General features: G+C 31.4%; 12 protein-coding genes. 7 read left to right on the forward strand and 5 right to left on the reverse strand.

Going from position 1 to position 14727, the window contains the following annotated elements; all coding sequences use genetic code 11:
• The first annotated feature begins 15 nt into the window (after window positions 1-15).
• From WHA43_RS05575 to rlmB, 5 genes are all read left to right on the forward strand, one after another.
• Window positions 16-1458, forward strand: coding sequence for a SusD/RagB family nutrient-binding outer membrane lipoprotein (locus WHA43_RS05575; protein WP_105046119.1), 1443 nt, complete (start codon window positions 16-18; stop codon window positions 1456-1458).
• 149 nt (window positions 1459-1607) lie between these two features.
• Entirely contained in the window at window positions 1608-4940 is a 3333-nt protein-coding gene (locus tag WHA43_RS05580) for a SusC/RagA family TonB-linked outer membrane protein (RefSeq protein ID WP_226742845.1), read from the forward strand.
• Window positions 4941-4954: 14 nt separating this feature from the next.
• Window positions 4955-6475, forward strand: a complete 1521-nt coding sequence (locus WHA43_RS05585) for a RagB/SusD family nutrient uptake outer membrane protein (RefSeq protein WP_105046120.1) — start codon at window positions 4955-4957, stop codon at window positions 6473-6475.
• 64 nt (window positions 6476-6539) lie between these two features.
• The gene (locus tag WHA43_RS05590; RefSeq protein WP_105046121.1) at window positions 6540-7271 is read left to right on the forward strand and encodes a hypothetical protein; all 732 of its coding nucleotides are present in this window, start codon (window positions 6540-6542) and stop codon (window positions 7269-7271) included.
• Window positions 7272-7344: 73 nt separating this feature from the next.
• On the forward strand, window positions 7345-8097 hold the full coding sequence (gene rlmB, locus WHA43_RS05595; protein WP_211290313.1) for a 23S rRNA (guanosine(2251)-2'-O)-methyltransferase RlmB: 753 nt from the start codon (window positions 7345-7347) through the stop codon (window positions 8095-8097).
• Window positions 8098-8125: 28 nt separating this feature from the next.
• Here the strand turns inward: rlmB and WHA43_RS05600 are convergent, their stop codons facing one another.
• Window positions 8126-8815, reverse strand: coding sequence for a rhomboid family intramembrane serine protease (locus WHA43_RS05600; protein WP_226742844.1), 690 nt, complete (start codon window positions 8813-8815; stop codon window positions 8126-8128).
• 40 nt (window positions 8816-8855) lie between these two features.
• On the opposite strand from WHA43_RS05600, the gene WHA43_RS05605 reads away from it, so the two are divergent.
• Complete coding sequence (locus WHA43_RS05605) at window positions 8856-10127, forward strand: replication-associated recombination protein A (RefSeq protein ID WP_105046122.1); 1272 nt, start codon at window positions 8856-8858, stop codon at window positions 10125-10127.
• On the opposite strand, the gene WHA43_RS05610 is transcribed toward WHA43_RS05605, so the two are convergent.
• The 4 genes from WHA43_RS05610 to WHA43_RS05625 are packed head-to-tail and all read right to left on the reverse strand — an operon-like array spanning window position 10124 to window position 13526.
• Window positions 10124-10885, reverse strand: a complete 762-nt coding sequence (locus WHA43_RS05610) for a hypothetical protein (protein WP_105046123.1) — start codon at window positions 10883-10885, stop codon at window positions 10124-10126. The genes WHA43_RS05605 and WHA43_RS05610 overlap by 4 nt on opposite strands.
• A gap of 1 nt (window position 10886) precedes the next feature.
• Window positions 10887-12257: a DUF5723 family protein gene (locus WHA43_RS05615; protein WP_105046124.1), complete on the reverse strand. Its 1371-nt coding sequence runs from the start codon at window positions 12255-12257 to the stop codon at window positions 10887-10889.
• 3 nt (window positions 12258-12260) lie between these two features.
• Window positions 12261-12809 (reverse strand): hypothetical protein, encoded by a 549-nt coding sequence (locus WHA43_RS05620; protein ID WP_105046125.1) that lies wholly within the window; start codon window positions 12807-12809, stop codon window positions 12261-12263.
• A gap of 33 nt (window positions 12810-12842) precedes the next feature.
• A complete protein-coding gene (locus tag WHA43_RS05625) occupies window positions 12843-13526 on the reverse strand; it encodes a YjjG family noncanonical pyrimidine nucleotidase (RefSeq protein ID WP_105046126.1) in 684 nt (227 codons plus the stop codon).
• A gap of 64 nt (window positions 13527-13590) precedes the next feature.
• On the opposite strand from WHA43_RS05625, the gene WHA43_RS05630 reads away from it, so the two are divergent.
• Window positions 13591-14727 carry a glycosyltransferase family 4 protein gene (locus tag WHA43_RS05630; RefSeq protein ID WP_146104904.1) on the forward strand — a complete coding sequence of 379 codons (1137 nt, stop codon included), beginning with the start codon at window positions 13591-13593 and terminating at the stop codon, window positions 14725-14727.

Genomic DNA, 14727 nt, shown 5'->3' on the forward strand with positions numbered 1-14727 from the left:
AAAAATAGTATAAAAATGAAAAAAATTAACAAAATAAAATTACTAATCCTTTCTGTATTTATAACATTTACAGGTTGTGAAACAGTAGATTTTGGAGATACGAATGTTGACCCAAATAGTCCGAGTAATGCCGTTCCATCACTTCTTTTAACAAATGTTCAAAGAGGTATAAATGGAGTTGTATCAAGCACTACTTCAAATTTATATGTTCAATATTTATCAAATGGACAATATGACGAAGAATCTAGATATCAAACTTTAAACTGGGATCCAAATGGTTTTTATGCTTTAATGCAAGATATCAAAGAAATCATCAGAATCAATACCAATGCTGACTTAAAAGTAGGAGCGCAAGCTTATGGTTCAAATGGAAATCAAATAGCTGCTGCAACAATTCTTAAAGTTTATTATTTCCAATTAATGACTGAAAGATGGGGTTATTTACCATACTCAGAAGCTAACGATGCTGCTAATAATACAAAACCAAAATATGACTCTCAACAAGATATCTATATGGGATTATTATCAGAATTAGATTCAGCAATTGGAATGATTGATTCAGGAAATGGTCCTGATGGAGACATTCTTTTTGGAGGAGATATGACAAGATGGAGAACTTTTGCCAACACCATTAAAATGGTAATGGGATTACGTTTATCAAAAGCAGATCCAACAACTGGTAGAACCAAATTTAATGAAGCAAGAACTGGAGCTATCTCTTCAAATGCAGGTAACATTCAATACACTTACCTAACTGAAGATACTAATGACAATCCATGGCAAGATCATTTTGTTGATCAAGGAAGAAAAGATTACTTAATGAGTGATGTTTTTGTAAATGCATTAATCGGTTCAGGAACAAATGTTGCTCCAGAAGATCCAAGACTAGCAAAATTTGCTGATCGTGCAACTTCTTCAAACACATTTGTAGGTGCTCCTTATGGAAAATCAAACTCAGCTACAGCAAATTATTCATTCATTACATCTAACATTATCACTAAAGGAGATGCTCCGTTGATGATTTACACTTATGCTGAAGTTTTATTTGCAAGAGCTGAAGCTGCTGCAAAAGGATGGACAACAGAAAATGCAGCTACACTATATGCTCAAGGAATCACTGCTTCAATGCAACAATGGGGTGTTAGCGCATCTGACATTACTACTTACATTGCAGCGAATCCATATACAGGAATCGCAGATATTGCATATGAAAAATGGGTTTCTTTATTCATGCAAGGCTACAACAGCTGGGCAGAATGGAGAAGATTCAAAGCTGAAGGTACTGACTCAAAAATTCCGTTAATTATTGCTGCAGATTTATTATCGAATGCAACTGGAATTCCTCAAAGACATGGATACTCAGCTACTGCAGGTTCATTAAATGAAGCAAACTATAATGCTGCAATTGCGGCGCAAGGACCAGACGAATTAGACACTAAACTGTGGCTATTTAAATAATAAAAAAACATAATTCGCATTAAAACCAACCTATTTAGGTTGGTTTTTTTATTTATTTAACATAGTTACTATTTTTTTTAATGTTAAAAAATTGTTTTTTTAAGTTTAATTTAAGACTTTTGGCATTAATTAATTCAAATAATTATACAATGAAGACAAAGTTTAATGGATTTTTAACGCTATTACTAGCGTTGGTGGTGCAAATTTCATTTGCACAAGAAAAGACTATTTCTGGTACGGTTACTGAAGAATCTGGTGCTTTGCCAGGCGTAAGTGTTCTTGTAAAAGGAACCTTAAGTGGTCAAGAAACAGATTTCGATGGAAAGTATTCTATTAAAGCTAAAGCTGGCGATGTGTTAGTATTTAGATATTTAGGATACAAAACTGTAGAAAGAACTGTAGGTAGTGCTAACATAATTAACGTAAAGTTAGAACAAGAAAGTAATGTATTGGATGAGATAGTTGTAGTTGGATATGGTACAACAACAAAAAAATCTTACGTTGGAACTGCAACAACAGTGCTTTCTAAAAATTTAGAAGCAAAAAACTTTACCAATGTTACTCAAGCTTTAGCTGGTGAAGTTGCTGGTGTAACAGTAATCAATACATCTGGTCAACCAGGAACAATTGGAACAGTTCGTATCAGAGGTTATGGATCTCCTTTAGGAAATAGAGCTCCACTTTATGTAGTTGATGGCATTCCTTTTGACGGAACTTTTGAATTAAACTCAATAAATCCATCAGATATTGCGAGTACAACTGTTTTAAAAGATGCAACTGCAACAGCAATCTATGGATCAAGAGGGGCAAATGGTGTAATTTTAATAACAACTAAAAGTGGTTCTCTAGCAGGTGAAAAAGGTTACGTTGAGGTTGATGTTAAATCTGGTGTAAACTGGCAAGGTATTGCGAGATATGATGTAATTAAATCTCCTGAAGAATATATTGGTTACGTTTGGGAAGGGCTATATAACAGAGCACTTCGTGATGGAACAATTACAAGACCTGCTATCGATTATGCAAATGGTTCACTTTTTGGTGAAGGTGGATCAGGTTTTGGAACAGGAGCTGGTCGTGGATATAATATGTGGGATGTCTCACCTGTAGGCGGTGGATTAATAGATCCTGTTACAAAAACAGTAAGAACCGGTGTTAATAGATTATTTACACCAGAAAGATATGCTGATTTAGGTCTTGGAAATGGATTCAGAACAGAAACAAATGTAAGAATTGGAGGAGGTTCTCAAAAAACAAAATATTTTGTATCTGTAGGGTATTTAAATGATAAAGGATATATCATCAATTCAGATTTTAAGAGATATAGTACGAGATTAAATGTTTCATCAGAAGTAAACAAATGGTTAAATGTAGGCGCTAATCTTGGTTATGCTTATTCAGAATCCACGAACAACGGACAAATTAATGGTTCAGAAAATCTTTCTGAACAAGCTGATAAAATGGCTCCAATTTATCCTGTATTTGCAAGATTTCCTGGTACAGGTGACAAAATTCCAGATCCAATTTTTGGTGGCTTTCAGTATGATTATGGATCTCCTACTTCTGATATCAATAATTTTGGTTTTGAAAGAGCTAGGCCAAATGCTAATTTATTAAATCCTATAGGTCAAGCAATGTTAGACTTTGATGGTAGAGATACTCATGGTTTGAATGGTAACTTTTATGCAAAGTTTCAAATTATGAGTGGTTTAACTTTTGAGACTAAATTTGGAGGGCAATACTCTGCTTTAAGAAGAAATAACATGTCAAATCATGCATATGGAACTGCTAGACCTTTAAATGGAACATTAAGTATAACAGATCAAATAAGATGGACTAAAACGATTCAAAACATATTGAGATTCGAAAAATCAATAAAGGATCATAATTTTGATATATTGTTGGCTAGTGAGACTTTTAGAGAAAGATTTACAACAAATCAATCAACAAAACAAAATGTGATTGTACCAGGTGTCTATCAATTCAATAACTATTTATCCAATTCTGGAGATGCTTTTGGATATGCAGATGGTTCTGGTATAGAATCTTATTTTACACAATTAAACTATAATTATGCAAACAAATACTTTTTATCAGGATCTTTAAGAACGGACGGATCTTCAAGATTCATAAATGATAAATGGGGTGTTTTTGGTTCTATTGGTGGATCATGGGTAATTAGTGAAGAAAATTTTCTTAAAGATAGTTTTATTTCTTATATGAAATTAAAAGCATCATGGGGATTAACTGGAGATCAAGGAGGAGTATCTACATCTAGATCATTTGATACATTCAATAGTGATATCGCTGGTGGAAGTTTAGCATTAGTTGAAAGGTTGAATGGTAATCCTGATTTGACATGGGAAACTACAAGTCAAATTCAAGCAGGATTAGAATTATCCTTAGGTAAATATATCGATGCAAACTTTGATTACTATAGAAAAAATACAGATGGTTTATTTTTTAACCAAAGAGTTGGTCCATCAAACGGATTATCAAGTATATTAGTAAATGATGGAGAGGTTCTAAATGCTGGATTTGAATTTGATATAACTGGCCATTTAATTAAAAAAGAAGACTTTTCATTAGATCTCTCTGTTAATGGAGAAATGCTTCAAAATAAATTGTTAGCAATGCCTATAGAGCCATCTACAGGAAGACAAAAAGTAATTGATTCTAACTCAAGTGGTGATGGAGCTTATGCATATGCAGTTGGTAAATCAATTTTTGATTTTTGGATGAGAGAATGGGCTGGTGTTGACCCTGCTGATGGAAAACCAATGTGGTATCAATATTACGATGATAAAAATAATAATGGAATTTTAGATAGTGGTGAAGGCTCATTTAGTGTTCTTGATGCTAATAACTTAGAGACTAACACTTCAGGTTCTTTGTTTGAATATCAAAAATTAAGCCCGAATGCGAATATAAAAAAGACAGTTACAAAAACATATGCAAATGCAACACAAACATATATCGGAAAGTCTTTTATTCCAAAATTAAGAGGTGCTTTTAGATTATCTGGAAGATTTAAAAACTTCGATTTTTCTACACAGTTCACCTACAGTCTTGGTGGATATGCATATGATGCACAATATGGCGAATTGATGCAAGATCGTTTCGGTGCTGCTGGTCAAAATTACCATACAGATATTAGAAACAGATGGCAAAATCCTGGGGATTTGACAGATGTTCCTGTTCTAGCTGATAATTTTGTAACAGATGGGGCTAGTCAATCTACTCGTTTTATTACTAGTACTGATTTTATAGCTTTAAACAATGCAAGAGTTGGATATACAGTTCCAAAATCATTTTTATCAAAATCTGGTTTAGATGAAGTTAATCTATGGGTTTCAGGTGATAATTTATTTCAAAGAACAGTGAGAGATGGTTTTAACCCATCAATAAGAGAAGCTGGTAACTCTGGAAGAAATATTTATGCGCCAGCAACTACTGTTACAATGGGAGTAAGAGTTAAATTTTAAAAAACATAATAAAAATGAAAAAACATTTTAATTTAGTAATGCTACTATCTTTAATTATAACATATAGTTGTAGCGAAGATATTTTAAGAAATGATGGGGTTTCTAATGCAAGTAATCCTACAGATGTATTTACAAATGCACAACTAGAACAAGGGGCAATTACAAATCCTGACATTCCTGCAGCATTCGTTAATGGTATTTATGCACAAATGGTACAAACTGGTACTGGAGGCACGACAAACCATGATGATTTTGGTCAAAAAGGGTATGATATATTTGGAGATATGTTGTCAGGAGATATGGCTTTAAGTGTAAGTAACTATGGTTGGTATCGTGCAGATATTACAGAGTTTCAAGCCCCTTTAGATTTCACAAGAGGCAGAAATAGAATGGTTTGGAGATATTATTACAGAATTATTAGATCTTGTAATAATGTTATTAAAAGTTTAGGTGGTAATGATTTTGTACCTTCATTAGATGAAAATAAATTTGCAATGGGTCAAGCAAAAGCCATGCGTGCCCATAGTTACTTTTACCTAACACAATACTTTCAAAAAGAGTATGTAGCAAACGAAATGATTTTACCATTATATACAGAAGCTATCAGTACAAATTTACCAAAATCAAGTGCTGAAGATATTTATAATTTAATGGAAAAAGATTTAGAAGATGCAATAAGCTTGTTAAATGGATTCAATAGAGAGGCAAAAAACCAAGTGAATCAGGATGTTGCCAAAATGATTTTAGGATATGTACTTGGGGCTAAAGGTGGTAGAGATGCTGAGGTAGCCTCTCTTACAAGAGATGTTATTAATTCTGGTAATTATACAATGCTTTCACAGACTCAATTAGTTTCTACTGCGGCTGGTGTGAATGGCTTCATTGATGTAAATTCACCAAGTTGGATGTGGGGCTTTGATATTACTGGAACTAATGGTTTAGGGTTAGTTTCTTGGTGGGGTCAGGTAGATGCATGGTCTTACAGTTATGCATGGGCAGGAGATTATAAAGTTATTGATAAAAGCTTATATGATATGATACCTGCAAATGATGGAAGAAAAGGACAATTTTTAAACAATCCAGCAAGTGGAAGATATTTACAACCATTATTTAAGTTTAGAGCATCAAACGCAATTGGATCTGCTCCAAGACCAATAACAACTGACTATGTTTACATGCGTGTTGAAGAGGCTTATTTACTTAATGCTGAAGCTAATGCAAATGCAGGAAATGATGGTTTAGCTAGAACTAGTCTTAAAGCATTGGTATCTAGAAGAGTTCCAGATGCATCATATATAGATGGTCTATCTGGACAGGCTTTAAAAGATGAAATTTATAAGCAAACTAGAATTGAATTGTGGGGAGAAGGCAAAAGTTATTTAGCCATGAAGAGAAATAAAGCTACAACAGTAAGAGGAACTAATCATTTATCTTTCGTTGGTGTCCCAATACCATATAATGATGAAAGAATGCAGTTTGAAATTCCTTTAGATGAAATTCAAAACAATCCTTTCGTAAGCGAACAAAATCAATAATTTTAATAGCTACTTTTTAAGAATAATATCTTAAAAAGTAGCTATATTTTAAAAACATAATTTTATGAAAAAAATTTTATTAATATTATTATCTTTTACATTTCTATTAAGTTTTAATAGTTGTACTGAAGAAGTTGAGCCTCGACAAACAAATTATATTACTTTTGCTTCTACAACTTACTCTACTGGTATAGATATCGGAGGTTCAGAAACTGTTGAAATCCCTGTTTACACAGCTAATATCACTAGTTCTGATAGATCATTTGTAATATCAGTTTTACCAACATCAACCGCAGCTGCAGGATCTTATACAGTTCCAGAAACAATAACAATACCAGCTGGATCAAATGAAGGTACATTATCAATTGCTTTATCAGATACAAATTTAGGAATTGGAATAAATACCCTAAGGTTAAGTTTTGGTGTACAAGAAGGTTTATCTACAGGACCCAACACAGTTTTAAGTTACTTTCAAAATTGTTCAGAAGTTACTGCAACATTAAGTATTACATTTGACGGTTATGGAAGTGAAACTGGTTGGACAGTTACTGACGCGTTAGGAGGAGTTGTTGCTTCTAAAACTGCTGGTGCTTACGCTGATGGACAAGCTTCTGCATCAGAAACTATTACATTGTGTGCCGGAAGAGATTATACTTTCACAATCACTGATTCTTACGGTGATGGTTTAAGTTTCCCAGCAAATGGTTCATATTCACTTACTATTGGTGGTGTTGTTAAAGCTACCGGAGGTGGTGATTTTGGAGCTAGTCAAGCAACTGCATTCGATACAAAATAACCTAATAACAAATTTTAAAAACCATCTTTCGAGATGGTTTTTTTTTGCTCAAAAATTACCATACATTTGCAATATGACAACAGAGAACACTATTATTTTCGGATTAAGAGCCATCATTGAAGCCATTCAAAGTGGAACAATTATTAATAAAATATATCTTCAAAAAGGACTGAGAAGTTCACTTTATGTAGAATTAGAAAAATTAATAAGCGAAAATCGTTTAACTACAAGTATAGTTCCTGTTGAGAAATTAAATCGCTTATCAAAAAACAATAATCATCAGGGAGCAGTTGCGCAAATATCACCTGTTACATTTTATGATTTAGAACAGTTGATTGAAGATACACTTCAAAAAAATAAAATACCATTATTTTTAATTCTAGATCAAATATCTGATGTTAGAAATTTTGGTGCAATCATCAGGACAGCAGAATGTGCAGGAGTTAATGGAATCATCATTCAAAAAAATGGAAGTGCTCCTGTAAATGCTGAAACTGTAAAAACATCAGCTGGAGCAGCATTTAAAATGCCTATTTGTAAAGTAGAACACATTAAAGATGCTTTGTATTTATTACAAGCATCCGAAATTAAAACAGTGGCTGCAACTGAAAAAACGGATGATTCAGTTTATGATATCAATCTAAATCAACCAATTGCTATTATAATGGGATCTGAAGATAGAGGTGTAAATCCTTCTATCTTAAAATTGGTAGATTATAAAGCAAAATTACCATTGCTTGGTGAAATAGAATCCTTAAATGTTTCTGTGGCTTGTGGAGCAATATTATATGAAACCATAAGACAAAGAGGTATCTTTAGTCTTTAGTCTTTATTCTTTAGTCAAAAATAAAAATTTAGTTTTCTTCTGTAGTTTCTATAAGATTTCCATTTTCATCAATGAAAGCATCTATTTCAGATGGTGAAAATTGAAATTCTTCTTTTACAATTCCTTTATTTTTATAGAAAAAGGCAAAGAAAAGTCCTACTAAAAAACCTGATAAATGTCCTTCCCAAGACATCCCCTCCTCTATTGGTAAAACATACCAAATCATACTTCCATATAAAAAAATGACGATTAATGATAGAGCAATTAATCGATAATGTTTCTTTAAAATTCCACTAAAAAAAATAAAGCTAAACAATACATAGACAATGCCACTTGCGCCAATATGATAAGATTCTCGTGCAATCAACCAAGTTAAAAAACCTGTCAAAATAGCTCCATAAATAAGTACTTTTAAAGCAACTTCCCTGTAGAAATATAATATTGAACTTAAAAGCACACCTAAAGGAATTGAATTATTAAATAAATGCTTCGCATCACCATGAATAAAATGGGTAAAAAATACACCTCTCAAACCTTTTATTGTTCGTGGAAATACACCATATTTATTAAAATTATATCCAAACTGAATTTCAAACCAATACACAATCCAAATAAAACCCACAAAAATTGCAGGAATTACAAGCATGGAAGTTTTGAATGTTAATTGATTTTCATTTTGCATATCCATAAAAATAACAAAAAATAAACCATTTCTCAATTTTACAATTTCTGTCAGAAATCTTTAGTAATTTTACAAAATGAATGAACCTTTGGCAGAAAGAATCCGTCCTAAAACCCTTGATGACTACATCAGTCAGCAACATTTGGTGGGAAAAAATGGCATTTTAACAAAATTAATTCAACAAGGTGTCATTCCTTCTTTAATTTTTTGGGGACCTCCTGGCATTGGAAAAACAACTTTGGCAAACATCATTGCAACAACATCTAAAAGACCATTTTACACGCTAAGCGCTATTAATGCAGGTGTAAAAGATGTTCGTGATGTCATTGACAAAGCCAAACGAAGTGGTGGTTTATTTACTTCCAAAAATCCCATTTTATTTATTGATGAAATCCACAGATTCAGTAAATCTCAACAAGATTCTCTTTTAGCAGCCGTTGAAAAAGGGTGGGTTACATTGATTGGAGCCACTACTGAAAATCCAAGTTTTGAAGTTATTCCTGCTTTGTTATCAAGGTGTCAAGTGTACATTTTAAATTCTTTTGATAAAGAAGATTTAATTGCGTTGCTTGAAAGAGCTATGAAAGAAGATGCTTTTTTAGCATCTAAAAAAATAATTTTAAAAGAAACGGAAGCATTGTTGCAAGTTTCAGGAGGTGATGCTCGAAAATTGCTGAATATTTTTGAATTATTAGTAGCATCAGAAAATGACATTGAAATTACAAACAAACTCGTTTTAGAGAAAGTTCAAAAAAATACTGCCAGATATGATAAAACTGGCGAACAACATTATGACATTATTTCCGCTTTTATAAAATCGATTCGTGGAAGTGATCCAAATGCAGCTGTTTATTGGCTAGCAAGAATGATTGAAGCTGGTGAAGATGTAAAATTTATTGCACGAAGATTACTCATTTTAGCATCAGAAGATATTGGAAATGCAAATCCAACTGCACTAATTTTAGCCAATAATACATTTCAGGCAGTTGCTGTGATTGGCAATCCTGAATCTCGAATTTTATTGAGTCAATGTGCTATTTATTTGGCAAATTCAACCAAAAGTAATGCTTCGTATTTGGCAATTAATGCTGCACAAGAATTGGTTCGTAAAACGGGAGATTTATCTGTTCCTCTTCATTTAAGAAACGCACCAACAAAATTAATGAAAGACTTAGATTATGGTAAAAACTATCAATATGCACATGATTTTCCTGGCAATTTTGTAAATCAAGAATTTCTTCCAGATGAAATAGCCAATACGAAATTATATGAACCTGGCAACAATCAGCGTGAGCAACAATTCAGAGAATTGCTAAAAAATCGATGGAAAGATAAATACGAATATTAAAATTTAATTTGAAGTTGTTTTTTAACGATTTGATTGTCAACATAATATTCAAAAAACCAATCATTCCCTTCTTTATAAACAATCCCTTGACTATCTTTCACTAAAAACAAGTCTTTGAGAGTTGTTTTTTGAATCATCATCACAACTTTTGGTATTGCATTTACCAATTGAAATCCATTTAAAATGGGTTGTGCATATAAAATTTCTGGGTTTAAAATCTCTTTAAACTCGATTTTCTTTTCAATTAAAGTGTCTTTACTACTATTATTTTTATTTGATAAATCGTTGCTAATATTAACTTTTGGTTCGATTTTTTCTGATGGTTTATAACTGTATCTTACGTCAGTCATAGTATTAAAGGCATTTCTAATGGATTCATGATATGCTTTTTTATATTCTTTCAGTTTACTTCTTCCTACTTTTGAGGTGTAAATAATATTTCCTTTACAATCATTTAAAAGAATGATTGATTTTGTCGTTAAGAAATCAGATTGGTCTTTTACATCAGCAAATAAGGCATTTTTACATTTATCTAGGGATAAATCATCTGGAAAATTTTCATTGCTTACAAAAACTTGAAATCCTTTTTTCTCTAATAAAAACTTTGTCAAAGAACTTGTTTGATATCCATCAACTTCTCTCACAAAATGAAATTTATCAGCAACAATTATATACTTATAATTGTCTAAGTTTAACTCTTGTCCAATTGCAAAAAAAGATGAAAACACAACCAATAAAGTAAAGGTAAATCTATACATATCAATTCATTATAAAATTAATTCCTAATTGTAAAGATACTGAATTCGCAGAAGATAAATTTCCGTAGGATAAAATATTATCAAACATGCCATAAAAATTGACTTTTCCAAGTTGCATAGACAATCCTGCTCCTATATTCGAATACGAAAAATCATCTATAGTATAAGTCACTTTTGCATGGACTTTTCTTGAAAATGACTTTTGATAAAATGCTGACAATGCCAAATTGGTGGATAAAGGTCTAAAAACTGAAAAAAGTTGTGCGCCAACTGCATCTGTATAAAAATCTTGATAACTATTATCATAACAAATGGCACTTCTTCTCTCACCAAAACTATATTTTAAAGCCATGTTCATTTTTGTAGGTCTCCATGATATATAGGAATCTTCATTTTCTATTGTAGGTAATTCCTCATTAAAACGATCATTGATTTCTTCCCAAAAATCCCTGTTGCTATTTGCATCAAATTCATATTCAAAGCCTTCATAAACAAAACTTCCTTCCTCTTTATAATTTTTGACATTTTTTTTATGATTTACAAAACCAATATCAATTAGACTTGCAGAAAATTGTAATTGCTTGTTTATATGGTAATTAACTCCAACATCAAAACCAATTCCTAAATTACCACTTAAAAAAGTACGTTTTAAATAGTCATTTGGATCATCAAAAACTTCGTCATTACTATCAATAAATCCTGCAGAACGTTCCTCTAAATTTACATTGCTTATGTAATGAGTAAACAAATTATTGGTTCCTTGCACAGTAGTAAATGTTCCTGTATTGTTAAATGACTCTAAATTTAAGGCTGATGAATAAATTTTAAACCTCCCTCCTAATGTCAATTTCTCATCAATTTTTCTAGTGATTCCAGCATGTAAAACGCCTAAAACATCAAATTTATAACCTATTTGTGAAGCACTAAAACTTCTATCCAAAAAAGCATCATTTCCTTCAGAAAATAATACTAATAAATCTTTAGGAAAATATCCAATTGCATCAATTTCTTGATAAAAACCAGCACTTAAATATGTTTTTTCATTTAAACGATACCCAATATTTAAAAGCTCAACTTGTGTATTTAACATCATAAAATCATCAGCTGTCAAAGAATTTAAAACCTGTGATACTTTATCATTGATGTTTTGATTATCAACCGAAAAAACATCTGTTAAAACGACTCCTGATGAACCAATTTGGGTTGAAAACCCTGATAATAAAGGAATGCCTACATGAAACTTATTTTTATTTTCTAAAGCAGGATTTAATAATAATGACTGAGGTAAATCAGCAAAATCATACAAAACTTGTTTGTTTTGAGAAATAATGGTTGTTGCAAACAAACCAATAACTAATAAAAGTTTTTTCATGTTTTAGAAACTAGATTCAATATACATTGTAACGGATGATTTGAATTCGAATTCACTTGGATCGTTTAAGTTCATTTGAATTCCTGTATTTTCTAGTTCAGCAGTAATTTTTACTTGGGTGGTATTAAGGATTGATGGATTTGCAGAAATCTCAATCTCTTCTTTATACTTAAAATTTAAGTTACTTCCTTGAATAATAATGGGTGTAAATGTGTAAACAGTTACATTATTACTATTTAAAAACTCAACACGAATCGTAACTTCTCTATTGAATTCATTTTTAACTGCCACATCCAAATCGAGTTTCACTAAATTTTCTTTAACAAATTGCGATTGAAGTACATCAAAATTGGTGGTTTCTGAAATACTATTTTGTTGGATTGTACCTGAAGAATCAAAAAAATCAGCAGGAACCACTGTAAAATATGTCAATGAACCTGTAAAAATTGGCTTATAAACATAATCATCTATCTGATTGAAATCCAATGATTCAGCACAAGAAATAAACAGAAAAAAGCTTGCAATGATTGCAAATTTTGAAGAGGATTTCATAAGGAATACTATTTGTTTTAAAACGTTATTTGTTTATAGATATTGCTTTATTTCTAGCAAAGAAGTAATGCTTTTAAAATTTGTTGCAGTAACTTCTTCTCCTTCAAAATTGCAGTGAATTGCTTCCATGCCAACTTGCAATGCACCTTCAATATCTGCCTCAACACTATCTCCAATCATAATGGAATTGTCTTTTGTGGCATTTGCAATCGCAAGAGCATGTTCAAAAACTTTCGGGTTTGGCTTTTTTACTCCTACAGATTCTGAAGTAATTATTTTATCAAAATAATGATGAATGTTTGAAGATTGCATTTTTTTTGTTTGTATTTCTTCAAAACCATTGGTGATAATATGCAATTGATATTTTGGTTTTAAATAGTCTAAAACATCAAAAGTATGATCGAAAAGATGATTGAAATGTGGTAAAAACTCAATGTATTCTATGGCAATTACATCAATCAAAGCATCTGAAATTGAGTAGTTTATGGTGTCAAACGTTTTTTTTAAACGCTGATATCTTAAGGCTTCTTTACTGATTTTTTCTTCACGATACAATTTCCAAAATTCTCTGTTTAAGGGTTTATAAACCGTTAAAAAATCTTGCAGATTTACCTGAACTTGTTGTTTGTCAAATACTTTTTGAAAGGTTAAATCAGAATTTTTTTCAAAATCCCAAAGTGTGTGATCTAAATCAAAAAAAACGTGTTGAATTTTCATGTATCAAAAATAAAAACAAAACCACAGAATACCTTTATATTTGTGTGAATTAATAGTAAAACTTTTGAACAATAAATTGCACATTCTTTTTCTTTGTGGATGGTATCCTTCACGAATTTTACCAACAAATGGCGACTTTATTCAAAGGCATGCTGAAGCTGTTGCTACCCAACAAAAAGTAAGTGTTGTGCACATTATTACTGATGAAAATTTAGCCACCCAAAAAGAAATTGAATATTCTAAAATAAATGGAGTTGATACTTTTATTGGTTATATACAAAAGACAAAAAATCCGATTTTAAAGTGGAAAAGATATATAACCATGTTTATGGAGTTGACTTCTAAGATTGATGATTTTCAAATAATTCATGTAAATTCTTTATTTCCTTTTGGGATTTTTGCTTGGTGTTTGAAAATGACAAAAAACATACCTTACATCATTTCTGAACATTGGACTGGATATCATTTTCCACAATCAAAAAACATTGGATTTTTTCAAAAAATAGCATCAAAAATCATTGTCAAAAACGCCTCTTTTGTATGTCCTGTAAGTGATGATTTAGCAAATTCTATGCTGCAATTGGGTTTAAAAGGCAACTATTGCAAAGTGCCAAATGTGGTGGATACTGATATGTTTTATCCAATAAAAAATACAAAAGAGACTTTTATCATTATTCACATTTCTAGTTTGAATGATGCTCATAAAAATGTTTCTGGAATGTTGAATGTTGCCAAAAAACTGGAAGAAAGAATAGGAAATTTCACCTGGAAATTTATTGGTGGAACTGAGGATCATTTTAAAAATCAACTTAAAAAACACGATTTTAAACAAGCTAAAATTGAATTTATCAATCACATTCCGCAACAAGAAATGGTAAGTCATTTGCAATCTGCGGATGTTTTTGTTTTGTTTAGCAATTACGAAAATTTACCTTGTGTAATTTTAGAAGCTTTTTCGTGCGGAATTCAAGCTATTTCAACGAATGTTGGTGGAATTCATGAATATTTTCCTGAAGATTTTGGAACCCTCATTCAACCTAAAAACGAAGAACAATTGTTAGAAAGTTTGCTGCAATTTTCCAAAAAACAACCGATAAATAAAGACAAGATGCATGCATATGCAATCCAAAATTTTGGTAAAAATGCTATTGCAAATTCGTTTTCTGAATTGTATCATTCATCTTTAAAAACCCATGCTTAA

It is taken from the genome of Polaribacter gangjinensis (genome assembly GCF_038024125.1).
Lineage (GTDB): Bacteria > Bacteroidota > Bacteroidia > Flavobacteriales > Flavobacteriaceae > Polaribacter > Polaribacter gangjinensis.